This window comes from Burkholderia sp. SIMBA_062 (assembly GCF_046534765.1).
Lineage (GTDB): Bacteria > Pseudomonadota > Gammaproteobacteria > Burkholderiales > Burkholderiaceae > Burkholderia > Burkholderia ambifaria.
This window is the reverse complement of sequence record NZ_JAWRYD010000016.1, coordinates 165149-185242: the sequence shown is the minus strand read 5'-3', so window position 1 is coordinate 185242 and position 20094 is coordinate 165149. Positions and strand designations below refer to the sequence as shown.

The 20094-nt window shown below is 67.5% G+C and carries 17 protein-coding genes and 1 pseudogene; 5 read left to right on the top strand and 13 right to left on the bottom strand.

Annotated elements, in window-relative coordinates:
• Positions 1–351 precede the first annotated feature (351 nt).
• The 7 genes and pseudogenes from SB786_RS19510 to phnS all read right to left on the bottom strand — a co-directional run.
• A pseudogene (locus SB786_RS19510) lies at positions 352–897 on the bottom strand (phosphonate degradation HD-domain oxygenase); the annotation flags it as partial.
• A 4-nt stretch (positions 898–901) separates the two neighbouring features.
• The gene (phnY, locus tag SB786_RS19505; protein ID WP_410728876.1) at positions 902–2356 is read right to left on the bottom strand and encodes a phosphonoacetaldehyde dehydrogenase; all 1455 of its coding nucleotides are present in this window, start codon (positions 2354–2356) and stop codon (positions 902–904) included.
• Entirely contained in the window at positions 2353–3663 is a 1311-nt protein-coding gene (gene phnA / locus SB786_RS19500) for a phosphonoacetate hydrolase (RefSeq protein ID WP_410728875.1), read from the bottom strand. The genes phnY and phnA overlap by 4 nt, the downstream gene beginning before the upstream one ends.
• Entirely contained in the window at positions 3660–4520 is an 861-nt protein-coding gene (gene phnV / locus SB786_RS19495; protein ID WP_410728874.1) for a 2-aminoethylphosphonate ABC transport system, membrane component PhnV, read from the bottom strand. Before phnV ends, phnA begins: the two co-directional genes overlap by 4 nt.
• Positions 4510–5430, bottom strand: coding sequence for a 2-aminoethylphosphonate ABC transporter permease subunit (phnU, locus tag SB786_RS19490; RefSeq protein ID WP_410728873.1), 921 nt, complete (start codon positions 5428–5430; stop codon positions 4510–4512). Before phnU ends, phnV begins: the two co-directional genes overlap by 11 nt.
• Positions 5408–6511 (bottom strand): 2-aminoethylphosphonate ABC transport system ATP-binding subunit PhnT, encoded by a 1104-nt coding sequence (phnT, locus tag SB786_RS19485; RefSeq protein WP_410728872.1) that lies wholly within the window; start codon positions 6509–6511, stop codon positions 5408–5410. Before phnT ends, phnU begins: the two co-directional genes overlap by 23 nt.
• 34 nt (positions 6512–6545) lie before the next feature.
• Entirely contained in the window at positions 6546–7634 is a 1089-nt protein-coding gene (gene phnS / locus SB786_RS19480) for a 2-aminoethylphosphonate ABC transporter substrate-binding protein (RefSeq protein ID WP_410728871.1), read from the bottom strand.
• A 254-nt stretch (positions 7635–7888) separates the two neighbouring features.
• Between phnS and SB786_RS19475 the strand changes: the two genes are divergently transcribed.
• Positions 7889–8998, top strand: a complete 1110-nt coding sequence (locus tag SB786_RS19475) for a 2-aminoethylphosphonate--pyruvate transaminase (RefSeq protein ID WP_410728870.1) — start codon at positions 7889–7891, stop codon at positions 8996–8998.
• 102 nt (positions 8999–9100) lie between these two features.
• On the opposite strand, the gene SB786_RS19470 is transcribed toward SB786_RS19475, so the two are convergent.
• Genes SB786_RS19470 through aroQ form a run of 3 tightly spaced genes read right to left on the bottom strand, consistent with a single transcriptional unit; the run spans position 9101 to position 11776 of the window.
• Positions 9101–10435 carry an MFS transporter gene (locus SB786_RS19470; protein ID WP_410728869.1) on the bottom strand — a complete coding sequence of 445 codons (1335 nt, stop codon included), beginning with the start codon at positions 10433–10435 and terminating at the stop codon, positions 9101–9103.
• 34 nt (positions 10436–10469) lie between these two features.
• Positions 10470–11324 carry a shikimate dehydrogenase gene (locus SB786_RS19465; RefSeq protein ID WP_410728868.1) on the bottom strand — a complete coding sequence of 285 codons (855 nt, stop codon included), beginning with the start codon at positions 11322–11324 and terminating at the stop codon, positions 10470–10472.
• Positions 11321–11776: a type II 3-dehydroquinate dehydratase gene (gene aroQ / locus SB786_RS19460; protein WP_138849552.1), complete on the bottom strand. Its 456-nt coding sequence runs from the start codon at positions 11774–11776 to the stop codon at positions 11321–11323. Before aroQ ends, SB786_RS19465 begins: the two co-directional genes overlap by 4 nt.
• Positions 11777–12030: 254 nt before the next feature.
• Between aroQ and SB786_RS19455 the strand changes: the two genes are divergently transcribed.
• On the top strand, positions 12031–13923 hold the full coding sequence (locus tag SB786_RS19455) for a bifunctional sugar phosphate isomerase/epimerase/4-hydroxyphenylpyruvate dioxygenase family protein (protein ID WP_410728867.1): 1893 nt from the start codon (positions 12031–12033) through the stop codon (positions 13921–13923).
• 285 nt (positions 13924–14208) lie between these two features.
• Entirely contained in the window at positions 14209–14472 is a 264-nt protein-coding gene (locus tag SB786_RS19450) for a hypothetical protein (RefSeq protein WP_006756354.1), read from the top strand.
• Positions 14473–14547: 75 nt separating this feature from the next.
• On the opposite strand, the gene SB786_RS19445 is transcribed toward SB786_RS19450, so the two are convergent.
• Positions 14548–15342 carry a helix-turn-helix domain-containing protein gene (locus SB786_RS19445; protein WP_410728866.1) on the bottom strand — a complete coding sequence of 265 codons (795 nt, stop codon included), beginning with the start codon at positions 15340–15342 and terminating at the stop codon, positions 14548–14550.
• A gap of 633 nt (positions 15343–15975) precedes the next feature.
• On the opposite strand from SB786_RS19445, the gene SB786_RS19440 reads away from it, so the two are divergent.
• Both SB786_RS19440 and SB786_RS19435 read left to right on the top strand, forming a co-directional pair.
• Entirely contained in the window at positions 15976–17112 is a 1137-nt protein-coding gene (locus SB786_RS19440) for a branched-chain amino acid ABC transporter substrate-binding protein (RefSeq protein ID WP_011659627.1), read from the top strand.
• Positions 17113–17431: 319 nt separating this feature from the next.
• Complete coding sequence (locus tag SB786_RS19435; protein ID WP_410728865.1) at positions 17432–18742, top strand: MFS transporter; 1311 nt, start codon at positions 17432–17434, stop codon at positions 18740–18742.
• Positions 18743–18863: 121 nt separating this feature from the next.
• Here the strand turns inward: SB786_RS19435 and SB786_RS19430 are convergent, their stop codons facing one another.
• Both SB786_RS19430 and SB786_RS19425 read right to left on the bottom strand, forming a co-directional pair.
• A complete protein-coding gene (locus tag SB786_RS19430; protein WP_410728864.1) occupies positions 18864–19301 on the bottom strand; it encodes a DoxX family protein in 438 nt (145 codons plus the stop codon).
• A gap of 230 nt (positions 19302–19531) precedes the next feature.
• Complete coding sequence (locus SB786_RS19425) at positions 19532–19987, bottom strand: RbsD/FucU family protein (RefSeq protein WP_006752322.1); 456 nt, start codon at positions 19985–19987, stop codon at positions 19532–19534.
• Positions 19988–20094: the final 107 nt, after the last annotated feature.

Below are 20094 nucleotides of genomic sequence, written 5' to 3'. Positions count from 1 at the left end.
TTCGCTATCTGATCCGAGGATCAGCTCGCTTCCATCAAGCGCCCACACTTATCGGCTGTTAATTTTTAAAGAGCATTCTGCGAGAAACCTTCTATTTCTCAGCAGCGCTGCGTTTTCAGCAGCAGAGAAGCGGAATTATGAACCGTCTTTCTTCGCTCGTCAACAACTTTTTACACTGCATCGTTGCGACTGCGGGGTTCAACTTCGTGTGCACCGGGGCTTCTACAACCCACCCTCGACAGCACCGCTTCCCTTCCTCCCGCGCCGTGTTTCCGTTAGCGCGAAAGAGGCGTGATTGTAGGCAGCCTCCTCGAACAGCGCAAGGGGTTTCTCGAAAAAAATATGAGGCCCCGCACGCACCTGACGCGCCACTATCTCCATATAGTGACCGAGGTTCGGCGTGACCTTGCTCCCTTCCTTCGCCGTATCGTCCCAACGGCGCAGACGCAGCGCATCCTCCGCGAACGGGCGTTGCAGGAACGCCGCCGTCTCCTCGTCACTGAAGACGCCGCCCTGCAGCGCGAGACTGCGCACCGAATCCGGCGACAGGCCCTCGAGGTAGCCGGCGTCCGTCCGGCACAGGCAACGCTTCGCGTCGACGTGCAGCCGGATCGGCTCCAGCACCGCGTCGTCGAACAGCGGCCGCAGGAACGGCAGCACGTAATACTGATGAAGGTCGTCGATTCCGCGTGCGCTCGGCGTCTCGCCCTGGCGATTCAGCAGATGCCCGAGGTCGTGCAGGAATGTCGCCGCGACCAGCGCCTCGTCGGCGCCCGCCTCCTCCGCCAGCAAGCCGCTTTGCAACGCATGCTCCAACTGCGTGACCGGTTCGCCGCTATAGGCGACATGGCCGCGCTCGCGATACAGCCCGTGAATCTCTTCCACCGTCAATGCCATCCGCTTACTCCCAGGGCAGCGAAAACGTCTTCAGATTCGTGAAGCTCTTCATCGCTTCCTGAACGCCTTCCTTATAGCCGAGCCCCGAATCCTTGACGCCGCCGAACGGCGACAGCTCGATCCGGTATCCCGGCACTTCCCAGACATTCACCGTCCCGACGTTCAGCTCGTTCACGAACCGCACGACCGCGGCCGTGCTGTCCGTGCAGACCCCCGACGACAACCCGAATGGCGTGCCGTTGCTGATCCGGATCGCATCGTCGATCGTGTCGAACGTCATGACGGGCGATACGGGGCCGAAAGTCTCCTCGCGCACGAGCGTCATCGACGGATCGACGTTGTCGAGCACGGTCGGCGAATACAGCGCACCGCGCCGCACGTTGCCGGTCAGCAGGCGCGCACCCTGCGCGAGCGCGTCGCCGACCCGCGCCTCGAACAGCCGCGCCGCCGCGTCGTCGATCACCGTGCCCATTTCGTTCGCGGGATCGAACGGATCCCCGTAATTCCATGCGCGCGTCTTCTCGACCAGCAGCTCGGTGAACGCCGGCGCGATCGAGCGCTGCACCAGGATCCGCTTCACGGCCGTGCAGCGCTGCCCCGAATTCCGGTACGAACCGAGCACGGCCAGCGATGCCGCACGGTCCAGATCGGCGTCGGCGAGCACGATCAGCGGATCGTTGCCGCCGAGCTCCAGCACGATGCGCCGGTAGCCGGCCCGCGCGGCGATCGCCTTGCCGATCGACACGCCGCCCGTGAAGGTAATCAGCGAAGCCCGCGGATGCGTGACGAGTTCGTCCGCGATCTCGCGCGGGTCGCCCGTCAGCACCTGCAGCATCGGCTCGGGCAAGCCGGCCTCGTAGAGCAGGTCCGCCAGATAGAACGCCGACAGCGGCACCTTCTCCGACGGCTTCACGATCACGCGGTTGTTGGTCGCGATCGCCGGCGCGATCTTGTGCGCGACCTGGTTCATCGGGTGATTGAACGGCGTGATCGCGACGATCACGCCGTCGAGCGGCTGCCGCTGCGAGAACACGCGTCGCGCCTTGCCGTGGGGTGTCAGGTCACAAGAGAAGCTCTGCGCATCGTCGCGCAGCGCCTCGACCGCCGCGAACTTCAGCACGTCGGCGACGCGGCCGATCTCGTAGCGGGAATCCTGTTTCGACAATCCCGATTCGAGCGTGATCAGGTCGGATGCCCCCTCGGTACGCTCGCGCAGCAGCGCGGCCGCACGTTCGAGGATCTGCGAACGCTCGTAACGCGTGAGCGCGGGCCGGTACGCCATCGCGTAGTCGAACGCGGCACGCACGTCGTCGACGCTCGCGAGCGGCGCCGTACCGACGCGCGTGCCGGTGTATGGATCGGTGACGTCGAACACACGGTCGCGGGTCGCCCGCGTGCCGCACCAGCGCAGCGCCTCTGCGCGAAACGCGGGGTGATCCTGTCGGGGATGAGCCATCATGACGCGACCCGGTTCAGCACGAAATCGAAAACGTCGAAGTTGCGCGGCCGGCGTGCCGGGTCGTCCCGCTCGATCCGACGGTTGAACAGCAACGGCACCTCCTGCTCTGACACGCCGCCGTGCGAACGCAGCGGCACGGTCAGGCCAGACAGGTCGTGTTCGCGCTCGCGCGTGCCGAGCGTCATGTCGCGCCGCGCGATCACCACGAGATCGCCGATCCGGTCGGCCGGCAGCTCGAAGCGCGCGGCGGCTTCCGCGTTGTCGAGCACGAGCTCGACGCCGTCGAGCCCGCCGACGCGCCACATCGCATCGGTGCGGTCGACACCCAGCGCCAGGTACACGGTCGCGAACGAGCCGAGCGCGCCGTGGTGAACGACGTACGGATCGGTAATCGGCAGGATCACGCGCGCGGCCTGCGCACCGAACCAGCCGTCGAACGCGTCCTGCAGATAGATCACGTTCGGGCGGCCGGTCGCCGGATCGTGCTTCGCGTTCATCCCGTGGTCGGCCGTGAGCCCGATCGCCCAGCCGAGCGCGTCGAGCTGCGCGAGATAGCCGTCCATCATTGCGTAGAACGCGTTCGCGCCGGCGCTGCCCGGCTCGCACTTGTGCTGCACGTAGTCGGTGGTCGACAGGTACATCAGGTCGACCTGGCGCGTCTGCGCGAGCCGCACGCCGGCCGCGAACACGAATTCGGACGGCGCCGCGCTATATACGTCGGGCGATGGCAGGCCGACCCAGTCGAGCACGTCGACGATGCCGTTTTCCGCGAGATTCGCCTGCGCGGCCTTCTCCGCGGAAAAACAGATGCCGTTCATCTGCCAGCCGAGCAGCCGGCGCAGCTTGTCCTTCGCCGTGACGACGGCCACCCGCGCGCCGGCGTCGGACGCAGCCGCGAGCAACGTGCCGGCCCGCAGATAGGCCGGGTCGTTCATCATCACTTCCGCGCCGCGACCGCCGTCGGCGGCCGGATCCCAGAAGTAGTTGCCGCAGATCCCGTGGACCGACGGCGGCACACCGCACACGATCGACAGGTTGTTCGGGTTGGTGAAGGTCGGCACGACGCAGTCGGCGCGCCACGCGGTGCCGGCCGCGATCATTCGGCCGATGAACGGCGCGACGCCCGCCTCCACCGCACGCTCGAGATAGTCGTACTCGCAGCCGTCGACGCAGACCACGACGGTCGGTTCGACCGGCAGCCGATAGCGCCGACCGTTCACGTCGACGGAACGTCCGGCGAGATCCGTCGATACCTTGCCCGCGGCCGCTTGCTCGCCGGGCAGCCGCAACGCGAACGCGGCGTTCATGATGCTGCCCGCGTGCCGCGCGGCACGCGCGCGGCGATCAGCAGCAGCGCCGCGAGCGACGCCCCGAGCATCAACAGCGACAGCGCCGATGCCGGAAGGTAGTAACCGCGCTCCACCTGGCCGATCACGACGATCGGCACGGTCGCGAAACCCGGCGGGTAGACGGTCAGCGTCGCACCGAGTTCGCCGAGCGACAGCGCGAAGCCGAGCGCGAGACTCGCACGCAGCGCCGGCACGAGCTGCGGCAGCAGCACGCGACGCAGCACCATCGCGGGCGGCGCACCGAGGCTCGCCGCCGCTTCGCGCAGCACGGTCAGTTCCGGCCGCAGCGCGGCGGCTGCGCAGCGATAGCAGAACGGCAGAATCAGCGCGAGCTGCACGAGCACGACGATCGCCGCGGAGCTCGACAGGTCGAGCGGCTTCTGGTGATACGCGATCAGCACCGCGAGCCCGAGCACGACGCTCGGCACGCCGTTCGGCACCATCACGAGCGCGTCGACGAGCGCGCCGAGGCCGCGCCGGTCGCGCCCTTCGAGCGCGAGCGCGAGCCACAGCCCGACGATCGTGCCGAGCGCCGACACGCCGAAGCCGATTTCGAGGCTCGTCAGCAGCGCGTCGTATTCCGGCGATCCGAGCCGCTCGAACCAGCGCAGGCTATAGCCGGCCGGCAGAATCGTGCCCGACCACCGCGTCGACACGCTCGACAGCGCGACGACGACGACCGGCAGCACGAACAGCCAGAAGCAGGCGAACGCGGCCAGCGCGAGCGCGGCGCGCGACGCATGCTTGAGCAGCGTGTCGCCCCAGCCGATTTGCTGGCGCGGCACGGCTGGCCCGATACGGAATTCAGCGGACATCGTTTCCTCCCGTCGCACGCCGGTTCACCCGGCGATAAACCGCATAGAGCGCCAGCGACAGCGCGAGCATCACGACCGCGCCGGCCGATGCGGTCGGCAGGTCGAGGTCGACGGTCGCGCTGCTGTAGATGGCGACCGGCAGCGTCACGAGCCGCGCGCTGCCGAGCACGAGCAGAATCCCGAACTCGTTCAGCGTCAGCAGGAAACACAGCACGGTGCCTGCGGCGATGCCCGGCCACGCGATCGGCAGCACGACGCGGCGCGCGAGCATCCAGCCGGACGCGCCGAGACTGCGCGCCGCTTCGATCAGGCGCAGGTCGAGCGTCGCGAACGACGCGAGCGTCGGCCGCACGACGAACGGCGTATAGAACACGGTCTGCGCGAGAATCACGCCGCCGATGCCGAACAGGAAGTCGAGCGGCGGGTTCTCGAGATGGAACAGCTGCTGCAGCGCGATGCTGATCGAGCCTTGCGAGCCGTACAGGAAGATCAGCGTGAACGCGACGAGGAACGACGGGAACGCGACGTACAGTTCCAGGAAGCGCGTGACGAGCGATGCGCCCGGGAACGGCCTGAAGAACAGCAGCGCGGCCAGCAGCACGCCGAGCACCGACGCGGTGCCGGCGCTCGCGAACAGCACGCCGACGCTCGTCAGCAGCACGCCGCGCGTGTCGGGGTTGCCGAAGAAGGTCCGGTACGCGGCGAAGCTCAGCCCGTGATCGCCGGACACGCTCAACAGCACGAGCCGCACCAGCGGATAGATGACGAGCGGGCCGAGCACGACGATCGCGAGCGCGGCGAGATGCAGGTCGCCCATGCGCTTGCGGCGCCGCGCGGCGGCGGCATGCGCGGCGGCCGACGCGAGCGCCTGCGGCGGCAGGCCGGCTTCAGGGCTCGATAAGGACGACATCGTCTGCCTCGCAATGCAGGGAAACGCGCGCACCGCGCTCGGGAGCCGCGCCACGGCCGCGTTGCATCGTGACGCGCACGGGCTCGTCGGGCGCCGCGTCGATCACGACCGCGACCGACAGGTCGGCGCCCTGCCATTCGACGGACGACACCGTGCCGTGCAGGCCGCCCGCCGCGAGCGGCATCACGGTCAGGCGCTCGGGGCGCACGCAGGCGACCTTGTCGCGCACGTCGTGGCGCGGATCGCCGAGCGGGAAGATCACGTGCGGGGGCAGCAGGTTGGCGGGGCCGAGATAGCGCGCGACGTAGCCGTCCTTCGGCGTGTCGTACAGCTGCTGCGGCGTGCCGAGCTGCGCGATGTGGCCGTCGCGCATCAGCAGCGCGCGGTCGGACAGCACCAGTGCGTCGTCGCGGTCGTGCGTCACGCAGACGACGGTCAGGTTCGGCAGGCGCTCGTGCAGCGCCTTCAGTTCGCTGCGCACCGATGCGCGCAGGTTGGCGTCGAGCGCCGACAGCGGCTCGTCGAGCAGCAGCACGTCCGGTTCGATCACGAGCGCACGCGCCAGTGCGACGCGCTGCTGCATCCCGCCCGACAATTGCGCGGGCAGATGATGGCCCGCATCGCCGAGCTGCACGAGCTTCAGCGCGTCGGCGACGCGGCGCGTCACTTCCGACGAGGCCATCCCGCGGGCGCGCAGCCCGAACGCGACGTTCTCGAACACCGACAGGTGCGGAAACAGCGCGTAATTCTGAAACAGCAGACCGAGATTGCGCTTGTGCGGCGGCGCATAGGTCAGGTCGCGTCCGGCCACGGTCAGCGTGCCGGTCAGGCCGTCGGCCCTCACGAACCCGGCGATGAAGCGCAGCAGCGTGGTCTTGCCGCAACCGCTCTTGCCGAGCACGGTCAGAAATTCACCGGCGCCGATCGACAGCGACAGATCTTCCAGCACCGTGCGTGCGCCGTAGCGCACGCTCAGGTGCTCGATCCGCACGCCGCCGGGCGCGCCGGACCGCAGCGTCGCCTGCGGTTCGGCGGCACCGAATGCGCCGGGATGGGTCAGGGTGGTTTCCACCGGGTTCATCCTCTTGCTCGCTAATACAGGCGGCGTATGCCGATCACTTCGGCTTGACGACGTCGAGCTGCTTGCCCGAGCTGCCGATCACGTCCTTCTTCCAGCGCTCGATCCACACCGGCTTCTTCGCCATCACCTGGCTCCAGTCGACCGGAATCAGCTTCACGCCCGCGATCGCCTTCTTGACCGCGTCGCCGTTCTTGCCGGCCAGCGGAACGTCGGTGCGACCCGGGATGCCGTACATGTCCGGCACCTTCGACTGCACTTCCGTCGACATCAGGTAGTCGATCAGCTTCTTGCCGACGTCCTGGTTCGGGCCGCTCTTGATCAGACCGATGCCGTACGGCAGCTGGAACGTGGTCGGCTGGTCGCCGTCCTTCGCGGCCAGGAAGATCGGCTTGACGGACAGCGCGCCGTGTTCGGCGTCGTCGAGGTCCATCTGCAGGTCGCCGTTCGCGACGCTGATCTCGTTGCGCGACAGCAGCACGTTCAGGTAGCCGGTGCCCTTCGTGTGGAACTTCACGCTCTGCGACAGCTTCGCGAGGTAGTCGAACGCCTTGTCCTCGCCCATCAGCGAGGTGGTCAGGATCAGCACGGCCATCCCGTCGCCGGCGGTCGCCGGGTTCGAGTACGCAACCTTGCCGGCATAGCTCGGCGACAGCAGGTCGGCGAACGTCTTCGGCTGGTTCTTCACGACGTCCGGGTTGATCGCGAACGAGAAATAGTTGTTCACGAACGTCGCCCACGTACCGTCTTCCGCCTTCGCGATTGCCGGCACGTTCTTGTAGTTCACGCTCTGGTACGGCTGCAGCAGGCCCATCTGGCCGGCTTGCTGGATGAACGGCGGCAGCGTGACGATCACGTCCGCCTTCGGCGAGTTCTTCTCGATGTTCGCGCGGTTGACCACCTCGCCGCTGCCCGCCGTCACGATGTTGACCTTGACGCCTTCCTTCTTCTCGAAGGCCGGCAGCACATCGCGATAGAGGTTCTCGAGGCCGTCCGCCGTATACAGCACGACCGCGTTCGCCGCATGCGCGGGCAATGCGACGCCCATCAGGCCGGCGACGCCGGCAGCCAGCGCGAGCTTGCGGAACGCGCCGACAGCGGCGCGCGAGGAATTCTGCAGTGTCATCTCACTTCTCCGTAGGCGGAACACCAGGCGGCCGGGGCACGATCCGGCTCGTTTCAGTCGGGCAGACCGACAACCGGCCGGCCTCGCTGCCGCGCTGAAGGTGGTGTCGCGCGGCAACCGAAGGATCACAGCGTTCGATGACAAAGCCGTGACGCGCGCCACAATTTCCACAAAATGACACATTTTGCCAATATCATGCAAGTCGCTCAGGAATATCGCCCCCGTGTTTCGTCCGACCTTTGCTGGAGAAAACCATGCCCGATCCGATTCTGCTCACGCCCGGCCCGCTCACCACGTCCGCCACAACACGCCACGCAATGCAACATGACTGGGGCTCGTGGGACGCCGCCTTCAATCAGTTGACGGCCAGCGTCTGCGCGGACCTCGTCGCGATCGCGCGCGGCGACGACGAGTACGTGTGCGTGCCGATGCAAGGCAGCGGCACCTTTTCGGTCGAGGCTGCGCTCGGCACGCTGGTGCCGCGCGGCGGCGTCGTGCTGGTGCCCGACAACGGCGCGTATTGCGCGCGTATCCTGAAGATCCTCGGCCGGCTCGGCATCGAAGCGATCGCGTTGCCGTTCGGCGAGGACGCAGCGGTCGACCCGGCGGTGGTGGAAGCGGCGTTCGCGCGCGAGCCGCGCATCACGCATGTCGCGCTGGTGCATCTGGAAACGAGCGCCGGCATCCTGAATCCGCTCGACGCGATCGCGGCGGTGTGCCGACGGCACGACAAGCGGCTGATCGTCGACGCGATGAGTTCGTTCGGCGCGCTGCCGATCGCGCTGGCTGACAGCGGGATCGACGCACTGGTGTCGGCGAGCGGCAAATGCCTGGAAGGCGTGCCGGGGATGGGGTTCGCGATCGTGCGGCGCGACACGCTCGATGCAGGCGAAGGCAACTCGCCGTCGCTCGCGCTCGACCTCCAGGATCAGCACGCGTACCTGCGCAAGACGGGCCAGTGGCGCTTCACGCCGCCGACCCACGTGATCGCCGCGCTGCGCGCCGCGCTCGACCAGTATCTCGCCGAAGGCGGCCAGCCCGCGCGTGGCGCGCGCTATGCGGAGAACTGCCGGACGCTGGTCGAATCGATGCGCGCGCTCGGCTTCGCGCCGTTCCTCGACGCCAGCGTGCAGGCGCCCGTGATCGTCACGTTCCATGCGCCCGACCATCCGGCCTACGATTTCCGCCGCTTTTACGACGCGGTGCGCGACGCGGGCTTCATCCTGTATCCGGGCAAGTTGACGCAACGGGAGACGTTCCGTGTCGGCTGCATCGGCGCGATCGATGCCGGCGACATCCGGCGCGCGGTCGCGGCGATCGCGCAGGCGCTCGAATCGCTCGGGATCGCCATGCAGCGCGCGTGAGCGCGGATCCGTGAACCGGCCCGCAATCCGGCGGCGGAAACAAAAAAGCCCGGCGACCCAAGGTCGCCGGGCGAATGCACCGAGAGTGCGTGGAGCCGGTACTTACAATTCGATCCGCTTGATGTCGCCGACGACGAAGATGTACGACAGTGCACCGATCAGCGCGATCACGCCGATGAACACCAGCGCGCCGACGAACGATCCGGTCGACGCGACGATGAAGCCGACGACGAGCGGCGTGATGATCCCCGCGAGGTTCGCCGCGAAGTTGAAGATGCCGCCCGTCACGCCGAGCAGGCCGTCCGGCGCGATGTCGGACACGAGCGTCCAGCCGAGCGCGGCCATCCCCTGCGCGAAGAAGGCGATCGACATGATCGCGATCACGGCTTCGTTGCTCTGCACGTAGTTCGCGAGAATGATCGTCGACGCGAGCAGCAGGCCCGCGATAATCGGCAGCTTGCGTGCGAGGTTCGCGGACTTGCCGCGGCGCAGCAGCCAGTCGGAGAAGATCCCGCCGAACATCACGCCGACCGACGCGGCAATGAACGGCATCACCGCGAAGAAGCCGATCTTCAGCCAGCCCATGTGGCGCTCGGTCGCGAGATAGGTCGGGAACCAGGTCAGGAAGAACACGAGCGTCGAGTTGCCGGCGAACTGGCCGAGGCAGATGCCTGCGAGCTGGCGCTTCTTCAACAGCTGGCCGGCCATCGACCAGCTGAACTTGGCCTGCGCCGGCTTGTCGCCGTTCTTGCGCGCACCGTGCACGAGGCCGCCGCCCGCCTCGATGTAGGCGAGTTCCTCCGAGTTCGCGGCCGGATGATCACGCGGCTCGTGATAGAACTTCCACCAGACCAGGCCGAACGCAATGCCGACCGCGCCGACGACCCAGAACAGCGAGCGCCAGCCGAACGCGCCCATCAGCGCGAACAGCACCGGGCTGAAGAACGCGAGGCCGATGTATTCGCCGACGGTATAGGTACCGGTCGCCATCGCGCGCTCGTTCTGCGGGAACCAGGTCGCGACGACGCGGCTGTTGGTCGGGAAGCACGGCGCCTCCGTCACGCCGAGGCCGAGCCGGCATGCGAGCAGCGTCGCGATGCCCGGCGCGAAGCCTTGCAGGAACGTGCACAGCGACCACAGCGTCATCGACCAGTAATAGGTGACCTTGCTACCGAAGCGGTCGAGGAACAGGCCGCCGGGCACCTGCATCGCGACGTACGTCCACGAAAATGCGGAGAACATGATGCCCATCACCGCCGCGTTGATGCCGAGCTCCTTGGTGAGCTGCGGCGCAGCCACCCCCAGCACGGTGCGGTCGAGATAGTTGATCATCGTGCCGATCGCGAGCAGCGCGAGAATCTTGTAGCGCGCCGACGTGCGCCGGACCGTGCCGGCCGCCTGCGCTGGCGCGGCGTTCGTGTGGGTGGTGTGCTGCATGGTTGTCTCCTGGTTTCTATTTTGAATCGAAGGGTCAGCGCGCGACGAGCGACTGAAAGTGCTCGAACATCCGCTCGTCGTCCGGCGTACGTCCGGTGAAGAGCTCGAACGCATCGACGGCCTGGTACACGGCCATCCCGCCGCCCGGCAGCGTCGCGCAGCCGGCCGCGCGCGCGGCGCGGATCAGTTCGGTTTCAAGCGGGAAATACACGATGTCGGCCACCCACATTCCCGCGTGGAGCAGCTCGGCCGGCAGCGGCAGGCCCGGATGCTTGGCCATGCCGGTCGGCGTTGCATGGATCAGGCCCGTCGCGGCGCGCATCGCGGCCGCGAGATCGCTGCCCGGCGTGACGCGGGCGGCCGGGAAGCGCTGCTGCAGTTCGCCCGCGAGCGTGTCGGCACGCGTGCCGTCGACGTCGAAAATCGTCAATTCGGCGGCGCCCATCTGCAGCGCCGCATGCGCGACGGCCGCGCCTGCCCCGCCCGCACCGAGCTGGACGACGCGCTCGAGCGACGCGTCGGGAAGCCCGCGGCGGAACGACTTCGCGAAACCCGACCAGTCGGTGTTGTGGCCGATCCGCTTGCCGTCCTTGAACAGCACGGTATTCACCGCGCCGAGCGCGCGCGCGTCGTCCGACAGTGCGTCGAGGTGCTCGATCACGCGCTGCTTGCACGGGTGCGTGATGTTCAGCCCGTTGTAGCCCATCCGCTGCGCGGCCTCGAGCAGTTGCGGCAGCGCGTCGACGGTCAGGCCGAGCGCGTCGAGATCGATGCGCCGGTACACGTAGCCGAATCCCTGGCGGAATCCTTCTTCCTCATGCATCGCGGGCGACAGCGAACCACCGATGCCCTGGCCGATCAGGCCGATCAGAAAAGACGGGCGGCTCATCGTGCGGCTCCCTGGGCAAAAAGGGTCGACAGGCGCTGCAGCGCGAATACGTAGCCTTCGGTGCCGCAGCCGCAGATCACGGCCTCGGCCACCGCCGACACATACGAGTGGTGACGGAACGCCTCGCGGCGATGCACGTTGGAGATATGCACCTCGATCACCGGTTTCGCGATCGCGGAAAGCGCATCGGCCAGCGCGACCGACGTGTGCGTATAGGCAGCCGGGTTGATCACGATGCCGTGCGTGTCGTGACGCGCGGCATGCAGCCAGTCGATCAGCTGGTGCTCGGCGTTGGACTGGCGGAAGTCGATCTCCAGCCCGAGCCCCTCGGCCGCCGTGCGGCAACGCTGCTCGAGGTCGGCGAGGGTTTCCGCGCCGTAGATGTGGGGCTCGCGAGTGCCCAGCAGATTCAGGTTCGGGCCGTTCAGTACCAGCACCTTGTGCTTGCTCATGACGATTTCTGCTCTAAAAAAGGGGGCGGAACCTGCCGGATGCGCCCGGGTATCAGGAAGTTGGCGCTAGTGTGCGCCGGCATGCACGCGCTGTCTTTTCGGGTTTTCGCTTATTTGTACCAACTAGTTAGTTTGTATAATTCATCTCATTTCCCTAGTAAATTCGGGATATGGCGTTCGCCGTGAATTCAACGACTGGTTCATTCGGGTCCGATCGGCCGGCGCCTCACCCCGCTCATCCGCAGGATTCGCCCATGCAGCGCTCGATCGCCACCGTGTCACTGTCCGGCACCCTTGCCGAGAAGCTCGCCGCCATCCGGGCTGCCGGCTTCGACGGTGTCGAAATCTTCGAGAACGACCTCGTCTACTTCGACGGATCGCCCGCCGACGTGCGGCGCATGGCCGCCGAGCTCGGGCTCGACATCGTGCTGTTCCAGCCGTTTCGCGACTTCGAGGGCGTAAGCCCGGCCCAGCTCGCCCGCAATCTCGACCGCATCCGGCGCAAGTTCGACGTGATGCACGCGCTTGGCACCGACCGCATCCTGGTGTGCAGCAACGTGTCGCCCGACACGATCGCGGACGACGCGCTGCTGGTCGACCAGCTCGGCGCGCTCGCCGAAGCCGCGCGGCAGGCCGGCGTGGTCGCCGCGTACGAGGCGCTCGCGTGGGGCCGCGTCGTGAACCGGTACAGCCATGCGTGGCAGCTCGTGAACGCGGTGAACAGCCCGCACCTCGGCCTCGCGCTCGACAGCTTCCATACGCTGTCGCTCGACGATTCGCCGGACGCGATCGCCGACATTCCCGGCGACCGGATCGCGTTCGTGCAGATCGCCGATGCGCCGAAGCTCGCGATGGACGTGCTCGAATGGAGCCGCCACTTCCGCTCGTTCCCCGGCCAGGGCGACTTCGACCTCGCGCGCTTCACGGCTCGCGTGATCGAGTCCGGCTATACGGGGCCGCTGTCGCTCGAGATCTTCAACGACGGCTTCCGCGCCGCGCCGACCGCGATCACGGCCGCCGACGGCCACCGCTCGCTGCTCTATCTGGAAGAACTGACGCGCGCGCGGCTCGCGCAGGACGGCCGCGCGCCGGCCGCCGACCAGCCGCTGTTCGCGCCGCCGGCGCCGCCCGCGCACGTCGGGTTCCAGTTCATCGAATTCGCGGTCGATGCGCAGGCGGCGGCCACCGTCGGCGCATGGCTCGGCCGGATGCGGTTCCGGCTCGCGGGCCGCCATCGGTCGAAGGACGTGACGCTGTTCCAGCACGGCGCCGCATCGATCGTGCTGAACGCCGAGCGCGACTCGTTCGCCGATGCGTTCTTCCAGCAGCACGGGTTGTCGCTCTGTGCGTCGGCGTTCCGCGTCGACGATGCGAAGGTGGCGTTCGAACGCGCGGCCGGCTTCGGCTACGCGCCGTTTTCCGGGCGTGTCGGCCCGAACGAGCGCGTGCTGCCGAGCGTGCAGGCGCCGGACGGCAGCCTCGAATACTTCGTCGACGAGACGCCGAACGCGCCGACGCTGTATGAATCGGATTTCGTGCTGACCGACATCGACGGGCCCAGCGAGGTCGGCCCGCTGACGGGCATCGACCATGTCTGCCTCGCGCTGCCGGCCGACGCGCTCGATACGTGGATCCTGTTCTTCAAGACCGCATTCGGCTTCGAGGCCGAGCGCAGCTGGCTCGTGCCCGATCCGTACGGCCTGATGCGCAGCCGTGCGGTGCGCAGCGCGGACGGCTCGGTGCGGATCGCGCTGAATGCGTCGGTCGACCGCCATACGGCCGTCGCCGAATCGCTGGACCGCTATCACGGCACGGGGCTGAACCACGTCGCGTTCCGGACCGACGACATCGTGAAGACGGTCGCCGCGTTTGCAGCCGACGGCGTGCCGTTCCTGCGGATCCCGCCGAACTACTACGACGATCTCGCCGCGCGCTACGCGCTGCCGGACGACCTGATCGACACGTTGAGCGCCCACCATCTGCTGTACGACCGCGACGAAAACGGCGGCGAATTCCTGCATGCGTATACGGAACTGGTCGACAACCGCTTCTCGCTCGAGATCGTCGAGCGGCGCGGCGGCTACGACGGCTACGGCGCGGCAAACGCGGCCGTGCGGCTCGCCGCGCAGGCCCAGCGCAGGAAATAAGGAAGCAACGGGAAGTCCGCTCCAGGTCGGCGCGCAGGGGAAAAACCACGCGCTCCCGCGGCGCCAGCCGCGTGGACGCACCATCGTGGCGAATGTCACGGCGGCGCCCCGCCCGGCACGGTCGACGCTTGCGCATCCGACACGGCCGGCCGGCGCGGGTTACATCCGGTAATGCTTGCGCGCCGCAACATCGGCGCGGGCACCCCGATTTTAAGAATCGCTTAAGTCTTTCTCGGCACCATCCGCAACCAGTACCGATGGATATCCCGAAAAAGGAGGACAGCGATGAGCGCCGTAGATCCACCCGCGGGCCGCCCGGCCGCCCCCCCTGCGAAAAAGACGATGCTGCGCCGTTTGCTCAGCCATCACGAAATCGCGACGCTGCTCGTGCTGCTGCATGCGCCGATCGGCGCGAATGCCAAACCCGAATTGCCCGCGCTGCAGGAAGCTGGTCTGGTCGAGATGATCAAGCTCGACGCCGACACGTCACCGCGCTTCCGGCTGACCGAAGACGGCACGGCCGTCCTGAAAGGGCTCGGCTACCGCTGAGCCGACGCTTTCCCGCTTCCCGTTCTCCGCCTCACCCCGATCATCGCGAACCGCCGGCCCCGCCGGCGCGTCGCTTCACCCTGCCCGATCCTGCAGCATCAGCCGGTATTCCGTCGGCGTCACGCCGACCGTCGCCTTGAACTGGCGCGTGAACGCGCTGTGATCCGTATAACCGCATAGCGCCGCCACGTCGGTCACCTTGTCGTGCGTGACCAGCAGCGCCGTGGCCGCGTCGAGCCGCGTCTTCAGCAGCACCTGCCGCGGCGTCAGGTGAAACACCTTGTGGAAGTACCGTTCGAGCTGCGCGACCGACATCCCGGCCATCTGCGCGAGCTGCTTGAGGTTCAGCGGCTGCACGTAGTGATCCTGGATGTGCTGGACCACGTCGGCGAGCTTGCTGTAGGCCGGATGCGAGCCCTCTTGCGCCTTCAGGTCGCGCGAGATGCCGGCGAGGCCGACCACCTTGCCGGCCGCATCGCGCAGCGGCTCCTTGCAGGTCAGGCACCAGCCCGGCTGACGGCCCGGATACAGATGCAGCTCGAGCTGGTCCATCAGTTGCTGACCGGCGTTGATCGTCGCCATGTCCTGCTCGAAAAAGGTGCGGCCGAAGCGGCGCGGAAACACTTCGTCGGTCGTCTTGCCGAGCAGGTCGCGCTTGTCCTTGTAGCCGCAGCGCATGGCCAGCGTGCGGTTGACGAGCGCGTAGCGGCCGTTCGCGTCCTTCACGAAGAACGCGACGTCGGGCAGCGCGTCGAACACCGGCTCGAGCAGGCGGAAGTGCGCGAGCATCGCGCCGAGATCGGCGTTGTCGGGCTGGTAGCGCAACGTATCGGACAGGCTCATGGGCGGTGCGGCAAGCAAGGTCGTCATCCCGGCATCTGCGAAGGGAGTGGCTGATGGCGTCGATTATAGGAGTGCCCTCTCGAACGCGTCATGGCGATCGCGGGCAGGCGAGCGGGGCGGCCCGGCGAACGGTGGGACGCGCAATGCGCCGCCGGTCGGCGGTGATTCGGCGATCGCGTACGCCGGCGCATCGTGCACGGTGCGGTTGTGCGCACAACCACCGCGCCGCTCGCGTATCCGGCGGCGACGCTTTCGCGCCGGTCGGCGCGGGCGGCGACATGCAGCGCACTCCGCCGGCGCCGCGACCCCGCACGCCCGAACCCGCCATCCTAGAAATGCCGCCGCGTCGCGTCTTGGCGCGTTTGCGCACTCCGCGTGACGATTTCGGCATATCTCAGGGTTATCGACGATATGCCGAAATCGTCGCCGGCCGCGCACCGAACGCGCAAGACGCGCACATTTTCGCTACCTAGACTTCGCTCAACGGTTACGAGGCGACATCCCGCCGCCACCGCGCACGCCGATTCCGGCACAACCGCGCGGCGCACGGCGAGCCGCACCGCCGTCGCATCGGCGTGCAAGCCGATACGTCTCGCCCGGTTTACCGCACCGGCCCGCTGGCCGGCGGCGGCCCAACCACGCCATCAAGGGGAAGTGAAAGTGAAGCTGAAGGTATCGCACGTCGCGCTGGCTGCTGCCTGCGCACTGTCGGGCGCACACGCCATCGCCGCCGACGTCGTCAAGATCGGTTTCGCCGCACCGCTGACGGGGCCGCAGTCGAACTACGGCGCGGACATGCAGAAGGGCGTGCAACTCGCGATCGCAGATTTCAACGCAACGCATCCGACGATCGGCGGCAAGCCCGTCACGTTCCAGCTCGACTCGCAGGACGACCAGGCCGACCCGCGCACCGGTACGACCGTCGCGCAGCGGCTGATCGACGACAATGTCCGCGGGGTGATCGGCCACTTCAACTCGGGCACGAGCATTCCGGCGTCCGACCTGTACGATCGCGCGGGGCTGCCGCAGATCTCGATGGCGACGTCGCCGCAATACACGGCGCGCGGCTACAAGACGACCTACCGGCTGCTGACGAGCGACGCGCAGGCCGGCCGCATCGTCGGCACCTATGCGGTGAAGTCGCTGCACTTCAAGCGCATCGCGATCATCGACGACCGCACGGCCTACGGCCAGGGCATCGCCGACGAATTCGCGAAGGCCGTGCAGGCCGCGGGCGGCACGATCGTCAAACGCGACTTCACGAACGACAAGGCGCTCGACTTCTCCGCGATCCTGACCAATCTGAAGGGCGTCAACCCCGACGCGATCTTCTACGGCGGCGGCGATGCGCAGTCTTCGCCGATGATCCGCAAGATGCGCCAGCTCGGCATGAAGTCGGCGTTCGTGACCGGCGAGATGTCGCGCTCGCCGACGTTCCTGAAGGTCGGCGGCGAAGCGGCCGAAGGCGCGATCGTCTACATGGGCGGGCTGCCGAAGGAAAAGATGCCGGGCTTCGCCGGCTATGCATCGCGCTACAAGGCACGCTTCAACGAAGACGTGATCACCTACTCGCCCTACGCGTACGACGGCACGATCGCGCTGCTCACCGCGATGAAGGACGCGAACTCGACCGACCCGAAGGTCTATACGCCGTATCTCGGCAAGGTGTCGGTCAAGGGCGTGTCGGCGCCGAGCATCGCGTACGACGCGAAGGGCGACCTGAAGGATGCGCCAGTGACGATCTACAAGGTCGAGCACGGCGCGTTCAAGCCGGTCGACACGATCGCCGGCAACTGATCGCGGGGCCTGCCCCGCGCGGCGCGGCAAGCGGTTCGCCCCGCCTGCCGCGCCGCATGCATTTCGGCTCGACGAAGTCCGAAACATTCCTCTGCGCGCCGCCGCGCCCGCGCATTTCGCGCTCCTGTAGAATCCCCCCACCCGCTTTGACGCTTCGTCCGCGTCGCGCCTCATCCCGGTGCGACGGCGCGTGTTTCGTGCCCCATCCGGCACCCGGCACGCTTCGACGATGCAAGCCGCGCCTTGTCAGTCCATGCCGAAAAGCGGGCCCTGGAGACGCAGCACCGACAACAACATTCGAAACCCGATCGTCCTGACCATGCAAGCTTCCGAATTGAGCGGCGTGCCTCGCGCCGCCGAACGCGCGCTCACGCGCAGCGACTACAAAACCCTTGGCCTTGCCGCACTCGGCGGCGCCCTCGAGTTCTACGACTTCATCATCTTCGTGTTCTTCGCGCCGGCGATCGGGCAGCTGTTCTTCCCGCACGACATTCCCGACTGGCTGCGCCAGTTGCAGACGTTCGGCATCTTCGCGGCCGGCTATCTCGCGCGCCCGCTCGGCGGCGTCATCATGGCGCACTTCGGCGACCTGTTCGGCCGCAAGCGGATGTTTACGCTGAGCGTGCTGATGATGTCGGTGCCGACGCTGCTGATGGGCCTGCTGCCGACCTTCGACTCGGTCGGCATCCTCGCGCCGGTGCTGCTGCTGCTGTTCCGCGTGCTGCAAGGCGCGGCGGTCGGCGGCGAAGTGCCGGGCGCATGGGTGTTCGTGTCGGAGCACGTGCCGTCGCGCCACATCGGCTATGCGTGCGGCACGCTGACCGCGGGCCTCACGGCCGGCATCCTGCTCGGCTCGCTGGTCGCCGCCGGCATCAACAGCCGTTACTCGGGCGCCGAAGTCACCGCGTTCGCGTGGCGCATTCCGTTCCTGCTCGGCGGCGTGTTCGGCCTGTTCTCCGTGTATCTGCGTCGCTGGCTGCACGAGACGCCGGTGTTCGCCGAGATGAAGGCGAAGAAGGCGCTCGCGGCCGAGATTCCGCTGAAGGCCGTGCTGCGCGACCACGGCCGCGCGGTGATCGTGTCGATGCTGCTCACGTGGATGCTGTCGGCGGCGATCGTCGTCGTGATCCTGATGACGCCCGCGCTGCTGCAGAAGCAGTTCCACCTGACGCCCGCGACCACGCTGTTCGCGAACAGCGTCGCGACGCTGTGCCTGACGGCCGGCTGCGTCACCGCCGGCTCGCTCGCGGGCTGGATCGGTGCGAAGCGCGTGCTCGGCATCGGCGGCTTGGTGCTGGCCGCGTGCTACTACCTGCTGTTCGTGCAGGTCGCGGCCGACGCGTCGACGCTGCCGCTGTACTACGGGATCGCCGGCTTCGCGGTCGGCACGATCGGCGCGGTGCCGTTCGTGATGGTCAAGAGCTTCCCGGCTGTCGTGCGCTTCTCGGGCATCTCGTTCTCGTACAACGTCGCGTATGCGATCTTCGGCGGCCTCACGCCGGTGATCGTGTCGCTGATGATGAAGTCGAATCCGCTCGCGCCGGTCGTATACGTCGCGGCGATCTGCGTGCTCGGCGCAATCGCCGTGCAGTTCGCGAAGGATGCGCCGGAGCCGAAGGGCGTACGCTGAACCTCGGCGCGCACGCGCCGGCTGCATGAACGAAGGGCCGAATCCCGCGGCGTGCGGGATTCGGCCCTTCTGTTTTGCTTCAGTGCGACGACGTGCGTGCCGTTGCCCGGTTCAGCTCGACTCAGCGCAACGCGCCGTACGACGAACTCGGCCGGCGCAGCGCGTCGATGCTCGCGCCGCCGGCGCCGGTCACGAACAGCAGCAGGAACCCCCCGGCGATCGCGACGTTCTTCCAGAAGTGGATCACCATGTCGTGCTGGACCGCTGCGTCGGTCGCGTCCCAGAAATTGTGCCCGACCATCGCGGTCGCGATCGTATAGAACGCCAGCAGCAACGCGAGCGGCCGCACCTTGTAGCCCACGATCAGCAGCAGGCCGCCGAGCGCTTCGATCGTGACGACGACCGGGCCCATCACCTGCGGATAGGGCACGTTCAGCGCGTGCAGATAGCCGATGAACTCGCTGTAGCCGAGCAGCTTCATCACGCCGCCCCACAAGAACAACGCCGCCAGCGCCAGGCGCGCGAAAAAAATGACGCCGGAATCGACGGAACGCGTCATGCCTCTCTCCTCGTATGCAATTCGGCCGTCCGCACGGGGCACACCCATGCGGTTCGGGGCCGCGTGGCCCGTGGCCTGCGGGGCCCGCGGCAAATGGGCCAGCATAGAGGGTCTTTCCGCGGCGTCCAAGAAAAAGGTTGTAGCAAATCTTTACACCGCGGCGGCGGCGCAGTCCCGGCGGCGCGACGAAAAACGGCGTCCGGCGTTGCCCCAAATAAAGCGAACCGGCCCTAAGCAGCGTCGCTCAGCAGCACGCCTTTCTTGAACAGAAAGCAGCCGTAGCCGCGCAGCTCGCCAGTGACGATCACCGCATAGGCCTGCTGCGCGCGCTCGTAGAACGCGAAACGGTCGATGCCCGCGAGCGGCACCGCGCGCCCTTCCGCGCGATCGATCTCGGCCTGCACCTCGCGCTGCACGGGCGGCACCGCGGCCGGATCGCCGACGACTTCCATCCGCCACGCCGGGGTGTCGACGAACGTGTCGAGCGGCAGCACGGACAGCACCGCGCGCGCGACGCGCGCCGAATCGGCGCCGTCGATGCGCAGCGCGCGGCCGACCACGGTGTGCTCGGCGACGGATTCCGCCGGGAAATTCGCATCGCAGATCGCCACTTCATCTCCGTGGCCCATCGCGCGCAGCGCGTGCAGGATGTCGGCGTGCAGCAGCGGATCGAGATTCTTCAGCATGTCGGCAAGTCTCCGGGATCAGGAACGAACCGCATAACGTTACCCGATCCGGGACGCCGCCGGGCATGCGCGGGCGGTCGATTACGTTCGAGGCAAGGAAATCGCGC

Bases quoted from the DNA above. Each gene is read 5' to 3' on its own strand.
- aroQ (WP_138849552.1), bottom strand. From the start codon at position 11,776: ATGAGCAAGCACAAGGTGCTGGTACTGAACGGCCCGAACCTGAATCTG.
- SB786_RS19455 (WP_410728867.1), top strand. From the start codon at position 12,031: ATGCAGCGCTCGATCGCCACCGTGTCACTGTCCGGCACCCTTGCCGAG.
- SB786_RS19470 (WP_410728869.1), bottom strand. From the start codon at position 10,435: ATGCAGCACACCACCCACACGAACGCCGCGCCAGCGCAGGCGGCCGGC.
- phnV (WP_410728874.1), bottom strand. From the start codon at position 4,520: ATGTCCGCTGAATTCCGTATCGGGCCAGCCGTGCCGCGCCAGCAAATC.
- SB786_RS19425 (WP_006752322.1), bottom strand. From the start codon at position 19,987: ATGCTGAAGAATCTCGATCCGCTGCTGCACGCCGACATCCTGCACGCG.
- SB786_RS19450 (WP_006756354.1), top strand. From the start codon at position 14,209: ATGAGCGCCGTAGATCCACCCGCGGGCCGCCCGGCCGCCCCCCCTGCG.
- SB786_RS19435 (WP_410728865.1), top strand. From the start codon at position 17,432: ATGCAAGCTTCCGAATTGAGCGGCGTGCCTCGCGCCGCCGAACGCGCG.
- phnY (WP_410728876.1), bottom strand. From the start codon at position 2,356: ATGATGGCTCATCCCCGACAGGATCACCCCGCGTTTCGCGCAGAGGCG.
- phnT (WP_410728872.1), bottom strand. From the start codon at position 6,511: ATGAACCCGGTGGAAACCACCCTGACCCATCCCGGCGCATTCGGTGCC.
- SB786_RS19475 (WP_410728870.1), top strand. From the start codon at position 7,889: ATGCCCGATCCGATTCTGCTCACGCCCGGCCCGCTCACCACGTCCGCC.
- phnS (WP_410728871.1), bottom strand. From the start codon at position 7,634: ATGACACTGCAGAATTCCTCGCGCGCCGCTGTCGGCGCGTTCCGCAAG.
- SB786_RS19445 (WP_410728866.1), bottom strand. From the start codon at position 15,342: ATGACGACCTTGCTTGCCGCACCGCCCATGAGCCTGTCCGATACGTTG.
- SB786_RS19430 (WP_410728864.1), bottom strand. From the start codon at position 19,301: ATGACGCGTTCCGTCGATTCCGGCGTCATTTTTTTCGCGCGCCTGGCG.
- phnU (WP_410728873.1), bottom strand. From the start codon at position 5,430: ATGTCGTCCTTATCGAGCCCTGAAGCCGGCCTGCCGCCGCAGGCGCTC.
- phnA (WP_410728875.1), bottom strand. From the start codon at position 3,663: ATGAACGCCGCGTTCGCGTTGCGGCTGCCCGGCGAGCAAGCGGCCGCG.
- SB786_RS19465 (WP_410728868.1), bottom strand. From the start codon at position 11,324: ATGAGCCGCCCGTCTTTTCTGATCGGCCTGATCGGCCAGGGCATCGGT.